The 15,784-nt window shown below is 61.0% G+C and carries 14 protein-coding genes; 8 read left to right on the top strand and 6 right to left on the bottom strand.

The annotated features are described in order from the left end of the window. Positions 1 to 54: 54 nt before the first annotated feature. Complete coding sequence (locus DWV00_RS07160; protein ID WP_115532889.1) at positions 55 to 1,170, bottom strand: branched-chain amino acid ABC transporter substrate-binding protein; 1,116 nt, start codon at positions 1,168 to 1,170, stop codon at positions 55 to 57. Between the two features lie 1,578 nt (positions 1,171 to 2,748). On the opposite strand from DWV00_RS07160, the gene DWV00_RS07155 reads away from it, so the two are divergent. From DWV00_RS07155 to DWV00_RS07140, 3 genes are all read left to right on the top strand, one after another. Next, on the top strand, positions 2,749 to 3,006 hold the full coding sequence (locus DWV00_RS07155; protein ID WP_245964762.1) for a hypothetical protein: 258 nt from the start codon (positions 2,749 to 2,751) through the stop codon (positions 3,004 to 3,006). A 498-nt stretch (positions 3,007 to 3,504) separates the two neighbouring features. Continuing rightward, entirely contained in the window at positions 3,505 to 5,355 is a 1,851-nt protein-coding gene (locus DWV00_RS07145) for a cell wall anchor protein (RefSeq protein ID WP_245964761.1), read from the top strand. A 146-nt stretch (positions 5,356 to 5,501) separates the two neighbouring features. After that, positions 5,502 to 6,215 carry a hypothetical protein gene (locus DWV00_RS07140; protein WP_245964760.1) on the top strand — a complete coding sequence of 238 codons (714 nt, stop codon included), beginning with the start codon at positions 5,502 to 5,504 and terminating at the stop codon, positions 6,213 to 6,215. A 292-nt stretch (positions 6,216 to 6,507) separates the two neighbouring features. Here DWV00_RS07140 and DWV00_RS07135 read toward each other — a convergent pair whose 3' ends face one another. The 4 genes from DWV00_RS07135 to DWV00_RS07120 all read right to left on the bottom strand — a co-directional run bounded on the left by DWV00_RS07135 (position 6,508) and on the right by DWV00_RS07120 (position 9,561). Further along, positions 6,508 to 6,708, bottom strand: a complete 201-nt coding sequence (locus DWV00_RS07135; RefSeq protein ID WP_115532888.1) for a DUF1289 domain-containing protein — start codon at positions 6,706 to 6,708, stop codon at positions 6,508 to 6,510. Between the two features lie 3 nt (positions 6,709 to 6,711). Beyond that, complete coding sequence (gene dmeF / locus DWV00_RS07130; RefSeq protein WP_115532887.1) at positions 6,712 to 8,019, bottom strand: CDF family Co(II)/Ni(II) efflux transporter DmeF; 1,308 nt, start codon at positions 8,017 to 8,019, stop codon at positions 6,712 to 6,714. 7 nt (positions 8,020 to 8,026) lie between these two features. After that, complete coding sequence (locus DWV00_RS07125) at positions 8,027 to 8,302, bottom strand: metal/formaldehyde-sensitive transcriptional repressor (RefSeq protein ID WP_115532886.1); 276 nt, start codon at positions 8,300 to 8,302, stop codon at positions 8,027 to 8,029. Positions 8,303 to 8,892: 590 nt separating this feature from the next. After that, on the bottom strand, positions 8,893 to 9,561 hold the full coding sequence (locus DWV00_RS07120; RefSeq protein WP_115532885.1) for a TetR/AcrR family transcriptional regulator: 669 nt from the start codon (positions 9,559 to 9,561) through the stop codon (positions 8,893 to 8,895). Between the two features lie 132 nt (positions 9,562 to 9,693). Between DWV00_RS07120 and DWV00_RS07115 the strand changes: the two genes are divergently transcribed. The 5 genes from DWV00_RS07115 to DWV00_RS07095 all read left to right on the top strand — a co-directional run bounded on the left by DWV00_RS07115 (position 9,694) and on the right by DWV00_RS07095 (position 13,953). Next, on the top strand, positions 9,694 to 10,776 hold the full coding sequence (locus DWV00_RS07115; protein WP_115532884.1) for an alkene reductase: 1,083 nt from the start codon (positions 9,694 to 9,696) through the stop codon (positions 10,774 to 10,776). 53 nt (positions 10,777 to 10,829) lie between these two features. After that, complete coding sequence (locus DWV00_RS07110) at positions 10,830 to 11,618, top strand: SDR family NAD(P)-dependent oxidoreductase (protein WP_115532883.1); 789 nt, start codon at positions 10,830 to 10,832, stop codon at positions 11,616 to 11,618. A 140-nt stretch (positions 11,619 to 11,758) separates the two neighbouring features. Further along, positions 11,759 to 11,995, top strand: a complete 237-nt coding sequence (locus tag DWV00_RS07105; protein ID WP_181885385.1) for a hypothetical protein — start codon at positions 11,759 to 11,761, stop codon at positions 11,993 to 11,995. A 75-nt stretch (positions 11,996 to 12,070) separates the two neighbouring features. After that, complete coding sequence (locus DWV00_RS07100) at positions 12,071 to 12,955, top strand: alpha/beta fold hydrolase (RefSeq protein WP_115532882.1); 885 nt, start codon at positions 12,071 to 12,073, stop codon at positions 12,953 to 12,955. After that, positions 12,952 to 13,953 carry an NADP-dependent oxidoreductase gene (locus DWV00_RS07095; protein WP_115532881.1) on the top strand — a complete coding sequence of 334 codons (1,002 nt, stop codon included), beginning with the start codon at positions 12,952 to 12,954 and terminating at the stop codon, positions 13,951 to 13,953. Before DWV00_RS07100 ends, DWV00_RS07095 begins: the two co-directional genes overlap by 4 nt. Positions 13,954 to 14,805: 852 nt before the next feature. Here the strand turns inward: DWV00_RS07095 and DWV00_RS07090 are convergent. Then, the coding region (locus DWV00_RS07090) for a polysaccharide deacetylase family protein (protein WP_115532880.1) at positions 14,806 to 15,784 on the bottom strand (979 nt) is incomplete at its 5' end.

Below are 15,784 nucleotides of genomic sequence, written 5' to 3'. Positions count from 1 at the left end.
TTCCATGTGGTGTGGTCCGCCGCGCCCTTCATGCAATATGTGCTTGCAGCCGCATCACTTGACGTAGTCGTAGCTGTTGCCGTTCCATTTGTAGACGACGTAACCCGGATTCTTCAGATCCCCTTTCGAATCGAATTTCAGCTGACCGACGACGGTGTCGAACGTACCGTCATGGAGTTGCTTGACTACCGCGGCGTAGTCAGTGCTTTTCGCACGCTTTGCGGCCTCGGCGTACGCCTGCATGGCAGCATACGAATAGAGCATGTAACCCTCCGGCTCGATCTTCTGTGCCCGGAAGGCAGCCACAACCTTCGACGCAGCTGCACTCTTGCGTGGATCAGGCGGAAACGTGAACAGCACCCTGTTGATTTGTGGCCCCGCCGCACTCACCAGTTCGTTGTTGCTGAGCGTGTCACCGCCGATTACCCTCAGATCGAGACCGGCCTGCGCGGCCTGACGCAGGATAAGCGCGACTTCCTGGTAGTAGCCGCCGTAGGCCAGAACCTGCACACCGGCGACCTTCAACTTGCTGATCAATCCGGAGTAATCGAGCTCGCCCGCCGTGATGGACTGACGCAATGCAACAGGTATCTGCCTTGCCGCGAGCCCTTTTGCAATTTCGTCGGCCAGACCGCCACCGTAAGCGGTCTTGTCGTCGATGACGGCAATTTTCTTGCCTTTGAAGTGGCCCGCGATATAGGCGGCCGTAACGGAGCCCTGCTGATCGTCGCGCCCCGTAATGCGGAACAAGCCCTTGATTCCACGCTCTGTGATCGTCGGGTTCGTCGAGACGGTAATTTCGGGAATCTGCGCGTCGTTGTAAACATCCGACGCGGGCAACGTCGAACTGGAACACCAGTGGCCGTTGACGAATACGACCTTCTTGTTGACGAAGTCGTTGGCGACCGAAACCGCCTGCTTCGGATCACACACATCGTCGCCGACGATCAGGTTCAGCTGTTGGCCCAGAACGCCGCCAGCCGCATTGATATCCTTCACCGCCTGCTCGGCACCCCTCCTGAACTGCTCGCCACCCGATGCGTACTCGCCCGTCATCGGTCCGGCGACCCCAACGTTGAGACTCGCATTCGCCGACACGGCATAAAGCAGCGCCACCCCGCCGACGCCGATTGCAACACTCATCCCATTCAATACTTTCCGGCCATTCATAACCATCTCCAAAGAGCAGGCTTCGATGTGGGGCGCGCCTTGGTCATTGGCCGCCACCTTCGTGTGACACCCATGCCGGGGCACGAGTGAATGAAGGTTGCCTACGTCAAAAACGACTCGGAATTCGATTATGCGAAACCGGGTATTAGTGGCTGTCTAAATATGCAGCCTTCCAATCGAATAGCGCGGAGTGGCGCAGAGTTCCGGCCACGGAACCCTGCCAGTCAATATGTTTGAGGGTTGACACCTATGCCAACATATTCGGCACCTCGATCCGGAGTGCCAGATCGATCCCGCGAAGCAGCAGGTGACGGGCCATCGATATGCTACCGATCAGCTGCCAGATGGCCCGTCTGCACACGAGCAAGGATATTTCGCTCGAACAGCCAGCCTGTAAATTCCGACCTGTCGCGTAAGATCGCCTCTACTCTCACCTCACGGTTGAGAACCAATCGAAACAATCGCCCGGCGGCGACCACGGTCCGTTTCGTCGATCACGCTCACCACGCGTTTGTTCGAATGCAGGGCAACGCCGCTATAGTTCATAATGAGCTTCCTCCGGTTAAAGCGGTTTTGGCAAACTCACTTTAACCCCATCTCCCGCCAGAACGACGGTGGGATGCCCGCTAGATGATTTTCAATCAGGCATTTCCCGGGACTATTGAGTGATCCCACTCTGTCACACGACCGAGTGTGCCGGACAGATGCGCGAGTGCCGCGTAGACCCGCGGCCGGCAGTGTTTCAATCAAATCCACCAGGCTAGAATCATCCTACAAATATCCGTCACCAAATCGCTGGCGCAGACCGAATGATCCTTCGCCTTCGGCAAGTCACTCGACACACCCGTCGAATCTTCTTCAACAAACTCCGAGCAACAGCTGGAAATGGTCGCTAGTCTGCGCGCTGCGCAATCAGGATGAGTAGGCGACTGGCGCACCAGCGCAGACAGGCGAGCCCCAACAGGCTAGACGCCGCCCGATGTTGACGTGTCGGGAATGGCCTGTCGCGCTGCGACTGTACTCGCATCTCGCGCCTTCCATGTCGGACATCAATCTCGAGCGCGATTCGGGTCGCACGGGGCCGCCCGTGGACGAGGGGGGAAAACGCGATCAAAGCAGTTGACGATCTGCAACGTCATACGTCGATTCAAAAAAAACTGGGCCATATATCACCGTCGCGAGCCGCATACCTCTTAGCGGCTTCGCCAGCATAACTTCGTGTTGGCGTCGTTCTCTTCGTCAGGAGTCAAACGATGCTTCCCCTCTCCCCTCTCGATTACCTAATCTCCTTTTCTCTAGCGTTTGTGGGCGGTGTCGTCGTTGCCGTATGCCACTGCAAGTACGTGGACAAGATTCGGCACGAGGTCGTCGTCCATGCATGACCGTCCTCGATTCGTTCCGTTCGACGACGAAGAAGACGACTGGTCGCCTGACGCAAACCAGCTGCGACAGCTACGTGCTCGGGACAACCACGACTCGTACGTTCATTCGGACGCAAACGATACAGTCCCCCCCTGTCCAGCAGGCGACTCTCCGCGAACCGCACAACGGCACATCGCGCGACGAATCTTTGGTGCGGTGGGCGCCGCGGCCGGCGCTACCGGCGCAATCGCAGCTGCACTCTCCGGCGCAGAAGTGGGCGCGGCTGTCGGGATCATCGCCGGTCCCCTCGGCGCGGCATGCGGCGGCTTTGCCGGCGCGATCCTCGCCGGGCTCGTCGCCGGTGCCGCTGGCTGCGCCACAGGTGCCGCGTTCGGCGAAGCACTCGACGTGAAAGTGCTCAACAACTGGCGCTGCCTTGCCTGCGGACGCACCTTCACGGTTCGCCCCGACTGACTCGCCTCTCTCTCATTTTCCGCTTTTCGAAAACCTGCTCGGCCTCGTGCCGGGCTTTACCTGTATCAGCGGCGCGTCGCCTGGCAGACGCTTGTCGACGCGGTCTGGAAGGCGGCCGGGGATCGCTCGCAGCCGGTCCACGTGCGGCGGCAGCGCCTCTTGGCTCTGCGCAACACGGGCGTCATCGGAAAGCGCGTGTTCTTAGCCTGCTGGGAAGAGTTGCAGGCTGACGAGAGAACGGCGGGCTGGCGCGATTGATAGCCAAGGAAGTGCCGCCGCGCGGCCCGTGGGCCGATTGGTTGTTGAAAGCAAAGCTCCCGCTTTAGTGGAGCATCGTTAGAAGGAAACGAAAAAGTGAGAACGAATCACACCAAGGGGTTCGCAAGACTGGCAATCGTCGCAGCGGTCGGGGCTGCACTTACCGCGTGCGGAGGTGGAGGCGGTAGCAGCTCCAACACATCGACAACAAGCCAGCCGACAACGACCGCCGCCAGTTCGATGACCGGGACCGTGGCCGTGGGCGCCGCGCTCACGAACGCCGCCGTCACGGTCATCGACGCCAGCGGCAAAACGGCCACCGCCACGTCTGGCAGTAACGGCACGTATAGCGTGTCCCTTTCGGGGCTCACCGCCCCCTTCCTGATCACCGCGACCGATCCGTCCGGTGCGTCCACCACGCTCTATTCGGTAGTGGCGAGCTCGAATACCTCGAGCGGTGCGCCGGTGACCGCGAACGTCACTCCTTTGACCACCGCGGTCGCCGCCCTCATGACGGCTTCGGGCAATCCGGCCGATCTTTCGAGCAATACTTCGGCGATTACGCCGTCCGCTATTTCGACGGCGGAAGCAACACTCGACACGGCGCTTGCACCGATCCTGTCGGCCAACGGCGTTGCATCGAGCTTCGATCCCATTGCGACGGCGTTTTCGCCCAATCAGACAGGCGCCGACTCGGTCATCGATTCCATCGCCGTCACCCCTTCAACGACCGGCACGGGACTGCAAATCACGAGCCTCGCGAATTCGAGTGCGCCGATTCCGCTCAATAGCACGACGACAGTTTTGGCGCCGCTCTCGGCGCCGAGCCAACCCGCGAACTACCTGGCGAGCCTGCAAATGTCGCTGAGCTCCTGCATGGCTGCTACCGCTTCGGCGTGCTCAACGGCTGTTGATGCGAGCTACCTGAATAATGGCAACGCCACTATGCAAACGAGCCATCCCAGCTTGTTTGCGACGGGCGCCATGCTTACCGGTATCAAGACGCTCGCCTTCTTGCCTGCTGGCACGCTGCCCGCGGTCACTAATCCGGCAGCGTTGGTCGATCTCATCTATACCGACGCAAGCGGCAATCAAAACTTCATAGCAGATGTCGTGCAAAAGACCGCTAGCGGTTGGGACATCATCGGCGATCAGGAACAGTACGCCATCTCGATCGCGTCGTTCGTTGGCCGCCTGCAGTACACCGATTCAGCGGACGCAGCGAACAACCGCTACGAATCGGGCCTCAACATCCAGATCCCGCATGGCATCACGAGTGGCAGCAGCTACGTCGTTTCGGCGTTGGTAAAGGGGCCGGGCCTGCCCGCCTCGGGCGCGATTCTGACGAGCGGACTCACCGGCACTATCGGCAACAGCCTGCTCTTCACCTCACAGCCTGCGGCTGAACCCATCTACGACTGTTCGTCGGCACCCTGTGCCTTGAACGGTGCGGGGATCTCAAGCGGCACAGTCGCGCCGAATGGCGGCATCACATCGGAGTTCAAGTGGGATTGGACCGGGCTGACCGGCAACAGCGTTACGGTTCCCACTACGCCTGACTACGCTTCCGCGCCCATGGATCTTTCGCAGATCCAGCAGTTCGGCGCGTATACGGTGACGCTCTATGATCAGGCCGGTACCCAATTCGGCGCGCCGTTGACCGTACTGAACACCGCGCCGATCGCAGCCGCGGCATCCGGCACAAACGTTCCATGGCAGACGCTTGGCAGCGACATCATTGCGGATTTTCTGACATCAGGCGGGCCCGATACTGCGGTGACGAGTCTCGTAACGGCGAATGTTGATTGGACAGTGCCGCAAGCCGCCAGCTACCCAAATCCCTCGCTGGCATTTCGTACGTTGTCCGCCGAACAGTTCATGAGCGGCGTTGAAAGCTATCGCGCGCAACCGAACTCTGCAGTCAGCACTGCTGCGCCGACTGTGAGCGGGACGAACTACACCCAAACGCTGTCCGGCATGGTCGATGAAATTTCGCGAGCCACGAATCCCGACTCGACGGCTTACGTCCAGTTGGGATGGCAAACCGCGAGCGGCTTCTACAGCAATACCTGGCAGTACGGGCATCCGTAAGCCGCCTGTTTCGCCATCGTAGTCGCTTATCAAGCGCGAGGGATCCGTGGACGGTCACGAATCCCTCTTTCTTTGCATCCCCACATTTACGAGTCGGTCGCGTAAGCGCAGCCGACCTTCTCTTCACGACCAAGGACGACCAATCCATGAAGATAGCTTCGATGAAATTCGCAAGTATCGCGTTATGCGTTTCGCTTATCACACTGCTCGCCGCATGCGGCAATGACGGTCCATCGACCAGCAACATCAAGGCGCGGTTCGACGCCAATCTGTCTGGCTGCGACTACGTCCACCTGAGCGACTTTACCCGTGAAGGCGATGAACCTAAGCACTGGGTGCAGAAGGGAACAGACCTTAACGGAAGCGACGTTGAGCGCGACTGGACGCAGGACCGCATCAAGGTGAGCTACACCATCTCTCTCGACGACATTCCCGATGTAAAAGCGGCTGTCGCCAACTACATCAACGCCGCCAGCAAGGCGAAGGCGCTTCGAGCCGATGCCGATGCGAAACAACAACTCGTCGAGGCCGGTGAACTGGCCGCTGGTTATCACCCGGACGGCTCGTCGGCAGCAAACGACTATCTTGCCGCGCACCCGGATCAAGTCGCCGCAGCGCAGGCAGCAGATCAAGCGGCACAACAAGCCGCCGATAACGCCAGCAAGCTCGGCGCTGCGCCGTGGCAAATCGCAGCCGGCGCGCTGCATGACGTTTGTCCGGACCTGAAGGGCACAGGCATCGTCGCGAAGCTGTTCTGGACTCCGCAAACCGACCCGACGACCTATGGAACGGCGGTATCGCGTCAACTCACCGAAAGCATTCTCGCCTCGAAAATAGACGGAGGTGACTGGATGTATTGAGCATAAGGTCGACGGCCTTGGGTTCAACGGTAAGAACACGGTCCGTTTTTTGGCATAATCAAAACCGACAACAGTCGGCAGTTGGATCGCTAACGGCCGGAAGGGTAAGCGCGTTGCAAAACACCAAAATGCAGGCAGCGAGCAGCGGGCTCCCCGCGTATCGCAGGAGCCCTCTTTTTTTTCGCCCAATGGCAGGCACCGACCCACTGCAGTCGTTCGGTACCGCGCAGCCTGGACGGCTGGACCCAGGATATTCCGGCCATTCGCGCGACCGCGTTAGGGGTGCGCATTATCAGTTCTGTTTCGACGTTTGCGGTGCTTCACGCGTCAGCTTCGTCTGTCGCCGGTTTTTTTCATTGATGATCTGGCGACGTCGATGGTCCGTCATCTTTTTCCAGTCGCGGGCTTCCTCACGCGTTCGGTAGCAGCCGGTGCAGAGCCCGGTCTTGCCCTCGAACGCGCACAGGTTGATACAGGGCGATTTGACAGCCACGGTTCACGCCACGGCCCGGTAGGGATTCACTTCGACCGTCACATGCGACAGTCCCTTGAACCGCTTGAGCGCCGCGTGATAGAAACCCGGGTCGCGCTGTTCTTCGCCTGTGGCGACCGACACGACCGCGCTCATATGCCCAGGGCCTACGCGCCACACATGCAGGTCAAGCACGGTGTCGCCGTTGTCTTCGATGACGTGGCGGACGCTCTCGGCCATGCGTCGGTCCGTGCTCATGTCGAGCAGGATGCCCCCCGTATCGCGCATGAGGCCCCACGACCAGTTTGCAATGACGAGCGCGCCAATTACGCCGGCAAGCGGGTCCATCCAGACCCAGCCAAATGCGCGGGCCAGCAACAGGCCGATGATGGCCAGCACGGAAACTGCAGCGTCTGCAATCACGTGAATATAGGCTGAGCGGATGTTGTGGTCGCGGTTAGCTGCAGCCTGCGCGTCGTCGTGGCCGTGCTCGTGTTCTTCGAACTCGATTGAATGCTCGCCATCAGGCAGGCGGACAACGGCCTTGAAGGCATGCGGCTCGGGAATGTCGTCTTTCGACTCCAGATAGCCTCCACGGTCGACAAACGCGAAGGTCTGGTGCTTGCCATCGGGGCGGATAGTCGTAACTGAAACAGCATCGGCGCTTAGGTTCGAAGCAGCCGTTTCCGGTTTGATCCGGAAGACGGGCGGCACGCCATCTTCGAAGATCGACACGGCATAGACTCCCGCGCTACCGAAGATGCGTTGCACCTCCTCTTCGTGGCCGTGGTCGTCTTCATGCCCATGCCCATGCCCATGCGCGTGGCCATGAGCGTGCCCGTGACTATGTCCATGGCTGTGCCCGTGGTGGTCGCCGCTCAACAGCCAGACGCTCGCCAGATTGACCAGCAGGCCAAGCACCGCGATGGGAATCGCCTGGCCGAAGTGGATCGGCACCGGCGAGAGGAAGCGCGAGATGGCCTCGTACCCGATCAGCAGCGCAATCATCGCGAGCACGATGGCGCTGGTAAAGCCTGCGAGGTCCCCCAGCTTGCCGGTACCGAATACGAAGCGCGGGTCGGCCGCGTGCCTGCGTGCGTAGGTATACGCCAACGCGGCGATCAACATCGCTCCGGCGTGCGTCGACATGTGGAGGCCGTCCGCGACGAGTGCGAGCGAGCCAAAAAGGCTCCCGCCTACGATTTCGGCGACCATCATCGCGCTGCACAGCGCGATCACCATCCAGGTTCTGCGCTCGTTCTCTGCATGGGCTGCGCCCAGGAAGATGTGATCGTGTCCCGCCCCGAAAGCGGCGTTCTCGAATTGACTCATGTTTCTCTCACTTGAAATAGCTGTGCACCACTTCGATCAGTTGCTCGGTGCCGCTGCCGTGCTCGTCGTCGTGCGGCTCTGCGTCGACGAGGTGCGTCCGGATGTGGTCTTCGAGAACCACTGCGAGCAGGCCGTTCATCGCACCGCGGCTGCTGGTGATGAGCTGCAGCACGTCCATGCAGCCACGCTCGTCCTCAAGCGCACGCTCGATGGCCTCAACCTGCCCCTTGATGCGGCGCACCCGGTTGAGCAGTTTCTGTTTTTCGCGAATCGTGTGGCTCATGCTGTGCCTCCCTATATACCGTAGGGGGGTATGTTACCAGAATAGGGTGGAGGGGTATACCAAAGTGCTGTTGCTATTCGGTTGAAGCGCACGTCCTGACTGGGACTGCACATTCGCTGCTGAGTGACCGCTTCCGAAGGACATTTTGTCGTTCGGGCGGCGCACGGGGGGCCAGTACGGCCGTCTGGTTGTGGCCGACCAGAGCCCGACGACCGAGCGCGCGGATGGTCTCCGGCGCGTGATCGATGCAAAAGGCATAACCCGACCCCGAACAGCCCTTCAGACTGACCGTTCGCAATGGCCGCTTCCAAGGAGCAACCGCCACTCGTCCAACCAAATTGGTCGCGAGTAAGCGGCTAGAGTCGACGGTGGCTCATAGGCTGGTGGGCGGCCGTCATAGGCTCACGGCCCATTTACCATTCCCGCGGTCTCGACAGAGCGCAGGAACCAGCCGGTCACACGTGCAATTGGCCGCTTGCGGTCCCCCGCTCGCCAGGAGTGAGCCGCCTCGGCCCTGTTCGGCTTCCTGCAGATGGGCTGCGGCCTTGGCCACTTGTCTTTGCGCAGGCTGTGCCAGCCTATCTGGCCTTCTATATCGTCCTGGCTGTCACCTTGCCGCTGTCCCCGCTGGGGTTCTGGGGATCGGCCGGTCGCTGAATGCCAGAGGTACGCTGGTCATGCGAAGGCGTGCTTGCTGTCGCGGACGCGCTCAGTGACGCGAGGATCTCGTCGCGGCAAACCGCCAGGATTTCGTCGGCCAGCGGCGAGTCGTCCGGACAGGCCCGCGACATGACGATGGCGCCCACTGCGTGCGCCAGTGTGTCGAGGGACCGGGCTCGCGCCTGGCCCGCATCCGCACCGCCCTCGGGGCTCAGCGCAGCCAGCAGGCTCTCGATGCCGGCCGCAAACGTGGCCCGAACTGCTTCCGGCTGACGCGCGGCATCCCCGCCCAGCGCGGCCATCGTGCAACCAGTCGCGCGGGTGTCACGGTGCTCGCGCGAAAGGTAATAGCGCACGAACTCCGGCGCGTTTACACCCGCGCTCAGCGCCACGGTCTGCGCGATGCCGCAGGCCGCCGATTCCGCCATCAGGTCGGCCTTGGAGCGGAACTGTTTGTAGAAGCCGCCGTGGGTGAAGCCGGCGGCGGCCATCAGATCGGCAACGCCAACCCCATCGTAGCCGCGCTCCCGAAACAGCTTGGACGCCGTCTCGACAACGTGCTCCCGGTTGGCCTGCGCCTGTGCCTTGGTGATCTTCATTTCCTGACCACGGTGGGTTCATGTCTGTGATCGCTCCATTATACATTGATGTCAGTCGTCATCAAAACATTGACACGTTAGATTATGAGCGTCATTATTGTCTTCGTTCCCAACACCAGAAACTGACGCAACATGACCGACAAGACGCTTTTCGAGCCCTACGCCCTTGGCCGCCTGACACTCGCCAATCGCTTAGTCATGGCACCGCTGACCCGCAATCGCGCAGGCGCGGGGCTGGTGCCCAGCGAGCTGGCAGCGACCTACTACGCCCAACGCGCCTCGGCCGGCCTGATCATCACGGAGGCCACTCAGGTGTCAGCCCAGGCCCAGGGCTATCAGGACACCCCGGGCCTGTACACACCCGAGCAAATCGCCGGCTGGCGCAAGGTCACCGAGGCTGTGCATGTCAAGGGTGGACGCATCTTCGCGCAACTCTGGCACGTCGGCCGTGTTTCGCACGTCGATGTCCAGCCTGGCGGCGCTGCGCCGGTGGCGCCTTCGGCCATCCGCGCGGCGACGAAGACCTTCGTCAACAACGGCTTTGCCGACGTGTCGCAGCCACGCGCCCTCGAACTCAACGAATTGCCGGGCATCGTTGGCGACTTTCGTCGAGCCGCGGCCAATGCCATGGCCGCCGGCTTCGACGGCGTGGAGATCCACGGTGCCAACGGCTACCTGCTGGAGCAGTTCATCAAAGACGGGGCCAACCAACGCACTGACGCCTACGGCGGCTCGATCGAGAACCGTGCGCGCCTGTTGTTGGAAGTCGTCGCGGCAGTGGTGGAAGAAATCGGCGCCGATCGCACCGGTGTGCGCATTTCGCCTGTGTCACCGGCAAACGGGATCTCGAGCAACGATCCTCAGCCGCAGTACGACTACATCGTCGGGCAACTCAGCGCGCTGGGCATCGTCTACCTGCACGTGGTCGAGGGTGCGACCGGCGGCCCGCGCGATGTCGCACCGTTCGACTACGACGCGCTGCGCCGCCGGTTCAGGCAAACCTACCTGGCCAACAACGGCTACGACATGGAACTCGCTACCGCCAGGCTCAACGAGGGCAAGGCAAACCTGTTCGCCTTCGGCCGTGCATTCATCAGCAATCCCGATCTGGTCGAACGCCTGAAGACCGGCGCACCGCTGGCGCAGCCCGACTTCGCCACGCTCTATGGTGGCGGCGCTGCGGGCTACACCGACTACCCGTCCATCTCCGGCTGAGGCACGACCAGTTTACGCCCGCATCAGAACGATCCTTGTAAAGGAAATAGCCCATGACCACGCTTCCGACTGTTCTTATCACCGGCGCCTCCTCCGGCATCGGCGCCACCTACGCTGAGCGCTTTGCCCGCCGCGGCCACGACCTCGTGCTGGTTGCACGCGACAAGGCGCGCCTCGATACGCTTGCCGCGCGCCTGCGTGAAGAAAGTGGTGTGGCTGTCGAAGTGCTGCCGGCCGACCTCACCCAACCGGCCGACCTGGCAGCGGTCGAGACTCGTCTGCGCGAGGATGCTCGCATAGGCATCCTGATCAATAACGCCGGGATGGCTCAGTCTGGCGGCTTCGTGCAGCAGACCGCTGAGGGCATCGAACGCCTGATCACGCTCAACACCACCGCACTGACGCGGCTCGCCGCCGCGGTCGCTCCGCGCTTCGTGCAGTCGGGTACCGGCGCGATCGTCAATATCGGCTCGGTGGTGGGTTTCGCGCCCGAGTTCGGCATGTCGATTTACGGCGCGACCAAGGCCTTTGCGCTGTTCCTTTCGCAGGGATTGAACCTCGAGTTGTCGCCCAGCGGCGTCTACGTGCAGGCGGTGCTCCCGGCTGCGACCCGCACGGAGATCTGGGGGCGCGCCGGCATCGACGTCAATACGCTTACCGAGGTGATGGAGGTCGGCGAACTGGTTGATGCGGCACTGGTCGGCTTCGATCGCCGCGAACTCGTCACCATCCCGCCGCTGCACGTGACCGAGCGCTGGGACGCTCTAGATGGCGCGCGTCAAGGGCTCATGTCGGACATTCGACAAGCGCACGCGGCCGATCGCTATCGGCCGGAAGCCTGACCACTGCGGCTTCTCTCTTACTCGAAGGCCCGGCCATGCCTTATCGACCGACACCCCGGCTCAGCCCTCACAGGTACCTGTCAACGGAGCATGTGAGGAATCCGGAGTTCGGCTGCCCCGTCGCCGCCCTCGGAACGGAAATGTCGCGTCAGGCGCCCGCGGTGCGACGCGTGGCTGCGCGTCGCATCAAGGAGGCGATCGACGTCGTTTGCCGCCAATCGGCTGACTGTGGCCAGCCTGGTGTGCATGAGCTCACCCTGGTGACAGTCGCCACGATGACTGGGGCGGTGGTACTGGCCCGCGCGATCGACGAAGAGGCACTGTCCAAATCGGTGCTGAAAGCGGCGCGAGAGCATCTCGCCGTTGTTGCGAACTGAATTTAGCCCTCGTTTTTTGCCCTTCAGGACGATGACTAACATATCGAACCCCGTTACCACGGAGGAGAATCGACCATGATCTTCAAAGCGCTGGTGACGTCTTATGCCCACGCAAAGACAAACCTGGTCAAGGCGGGTGGGACCACCTTTGCTTACCGCGAATTGGGACAGCAGGGCGGTGTCCCGCTGGTTCTGCTCAACCACTGGGGCGCCGTGCTGGACAACTTCGACCCGCGCATCGTGGATGGCCTGGCGCGCGAGCATCATGTAATCACCATCGACTATCGCGGAATCGGTTTATCCGGCGGCTCAGCGCCGGTGACCGTGGACGAGATGGCGTGCGACACCATCGCAATGATCCGCACGATGGGTTTCGATCAGGTCGATCTGCTCGGTTTCTCGCTCGGCGGCTTCGTGGCACAGGACGTGGCCCTGAGGGCGCCGAGCCTCGTGCGCAAGCTCATCCTTACCGGCACGGGTCCGGCAGGCGGTCAGGGTATCGATCGTGTCGGTGCGCTGTCGTGGCCGCTGATACTCAAGGGCCTGCTGACGCTACGCGACCCCAAGACCTATCTCTTCTTCACCGCTACGACGAACGGCCGGCAGGCGGCAAGCGCCTTCCTGAAAAGATTGAAGGAACGCCGCACCGGCCGCGACAGGGGACCGACACCTCGCGCTTTCTTTCGCCAGCTCAAGGCGATCAAGGCTTGGGGCCAGCAGGTGCCGCAGGACCTCGCCGGCCTGCGCATGCCGGTCCTGATCGTCAATGGCGACAACGACATCATGGTGCCCACCACACTGAGTCGCGACATGGCCCGCCGTATTCCCCATGCGCAGCTCGTCATCTACGAAGACGCCGGGCACGGCGGCATCTTTCAATACCACGTCGACTTCGTGTCGAAGGCGCTGGCGTTCCTGGCAGCATTCGCCTCACCTCACATTGGAATTAGAGCAACATGAAAGCGCTGACATTCAAACGCTATGGCAAGTCACCCGAGATCGGGTTCGACGACGTTCCGCGCCCCACGTTAAAGTCTGATGAGCTGTTGGTGCAGGTCTACGCGGCGGGATTGAACCCAATCGACAACATGATTCCAGCGGGAACGTTCAAACCCGTCCTGAAGTTCGAATTACCGGCCACGCTGGGCAGCGATATTGCCGGCGTGGTGGTTGAGGTCGGCAGCCGCGTGACACGTTTCAAGCCGGGCGATGCCGTTTTTGCCAGCCTCTTCGATCTTGGCAGAGGAGCGATCGCCGAATTTGCGGCGGTACCGGAAAGCGTTGCCGCACAGAAGCCTGCCAGGCTCGATTTTGTGCAGGCGGCTTCCATTCCGATGGTCGGACTCACCTCATGGCAAGCATTGAAAGAGCGCGCCAATGTTCGAGCTGGCCAGAAGGTATTCATCCCTGCGGGCTCGGGCGGTATTGGCACGTTTGCGATCCAGTTGGCAAATTACTTTGGCGCCAAGGTAGGAACGACCACCAGCACGGGCAACGTCGAACTGGTCACCGGGCTGGGTGCAGACGAGGTGGTCGACTATAAGAAGCAGGAATTCGAGAAGGTGCTGCGCGGCTATGACGTGGTGCTCGGTACACTGCGCGGCGACGCTATTGAAAAAGCCGTCGGCATTCTCAGACCAGGGAGCAAGATTGTCTCGCTCATCGGTCCGTTGGACGCCGCCTTTGCACGCGCACGACGTCTGAATTTCTTTTTGGCGTTCGTGTTCGGCTTGATGAGCCGAAAAATCATGCGCCTTGCAAGAAAGCAGGACGCCACTTACTCGTTTCTATTCGTGCGTCCCGACGGCGCCCAACTCTCCGAAATTGGTGGACTCCTCGAGTCGGAATGCATTCGTCCGGTGATCGACAAGGTGTTTTCGTTCGAGCAAGCGAAGGAGGCGCTTGAATACTTGGCCCAGGGACGCGCGAAGGGCAAGGTCGTCGTGAGGATGAAGTGAGCTGCCAAACAGTTGATTGTGCAGGAGCTTGCACTGGCGATTGAAGCGGCAGAGGGGGCGACCAGGTTAAGGCTCATAGAGAACCGGATGGCCGGTCAGGCGGACGGAGCCGACGCCCGAATGTCTGAGCGAAAGCGCGAGCGAATGACGCTTGTTGGCCGGCCTCTGCCTGATGCGGTCGGCCGTTCATGGCCGATCGCTGCCCGCTCCCGCAGGCCCAGCAGCGACCGCATGACGGTGCAGCTTCCAAGGCGGGTCAGTGACGAATTTATTTCGCGCGGTCCAAAGCCTTACCCAGAAAGGTTCTGCGGTTCCCGGCAAGCTCCGTAACGGCTAATTGACACATTTGTTGTCGCAACGTTGACAGATTTAATACGGTCTACGAAAGCCTGCGGTCTCATGGTAGCGGAACATGAGGCTCGTGTGGATGTCTTCGAGTTTCTTCAGGAAAAGCTGTTTGCTGTCCATGGATATCAGAATCCGTTGGCGTCGAGCACGAAAACTCACCGGCAGTTGCTGAGCTTTCGTTACATTGTTTCTTCAGCTTCCGGCCCCGGGGAGGCCCGGCATACGCGTCGGGTGTTTTCCGTCCTACTGACCGAATCCTGTCTTGCGTGCAAAGTGGTCAAGGATGTCAGCGTAAGCCGCCTTGACATTGCCGCCTTCAGAAGTTGCCATCGCCTGAGCGTGACGCAAAAGCAGGTGCTCTACCAGTATCGGGGTCGACCAAAGCAAAGCTTCGTCGGCTCCGCGCCCCGTTGGGGGCGCAGAGCACGTCGAGGGTTGGCCCAGCGTGGCCGAGCCTGAATCGGCGGTGAACCGTACAATGAAAGCGTTGCTCACGCCTTCCGTTCATTTGGCCGTCGTTGCATCCACCCATGTATAGCCGAGCTGCGTGATACCTGACACGAGACTCTCGAAGTCCGACATGGCCGGTACGCCAACACCCGGTTCAAGCCAATACGGGTGGAAGAAGAACGACGCAAAGCCGTCCCTCACGACGAGCGCGTACTGCGCATTGGTCAGCATCTGTTGGACCGTGTAGGCGGTACACGAAAACGGATCGATATTGCAGATGTTGTATTGGATGCTGCCCATGTTTTCAGGAACAATGCGTGCCCCGTAGTAGTCTTGATTGATGATGTACGGGAAGAACTGCCCGGCCGAGAAATCCTGGTTGGCGGCACCGGTGCCGATCTGCGGGTCCGTCGCCGTGTAGTAGACGGCTCGCTCGTACGACGTCGCAAACTCCGCGGCCGCGGCTTGAGACGCGAGCGGCGACATCTGGTATTGCGGCGCGCCCCACCCTGCAACCTTGTAGCCGTTGCTCGTGAACTCCTGCAAGCCGTCCTGCATCCGCCCTTCGGCCCATTGCTCCGAGTCCTCGTCGACCGGCCGGTTCTGGACTGCATACCAGAACTCGTAGTCGTTGCCCGACACCGCATTCTGCACGTTCGGCGTCGAATCGTACTGATGCGTGTAGCCGTGCATGACGATCGAGCCACCGCGAGCAATGGCGTAGTTCAGCGCCGACTGCAAACCCGTCGCCTGCGCGAGGTGAATCGTCTCGGGCACGCCACCGTTGTAGTAGCCGTTCGGGTCCGTATAGAGCGGGATCGTCGCCATCGTAAACGGGATCTTCAAGCCGTACAGGTAGTCAGTCAGTTGCTTCATCGAAGCGGTCGTGGTGTAGGCGTCGAGGTCCTCGAGCCGTACGATCGCGCGATGGTTCGTGGCGGCGCCGTCATTGAGGATGTCGTGCAGCATGTCGCAGATCACGAGGTACCGATCCGTCGGCCCGATATACGAGAACGGCATGTCGGCGAAGTAC

The organism is Trinickia dinghuensis, assembly GCF_003367175.1.
GTDB classification, from domain to species: Bacteria; Pseudomonadota; Gammaproteobacteria; order Burkholderiales; family Burkholderiaceae; genus Trinickia; species Trinickia dinghuensis.
The sequence above is the reverse complement of the archived record's forward strand: the minus strand, read 5'-3'. Positions and strand labels throughout refer to the sequence as shown.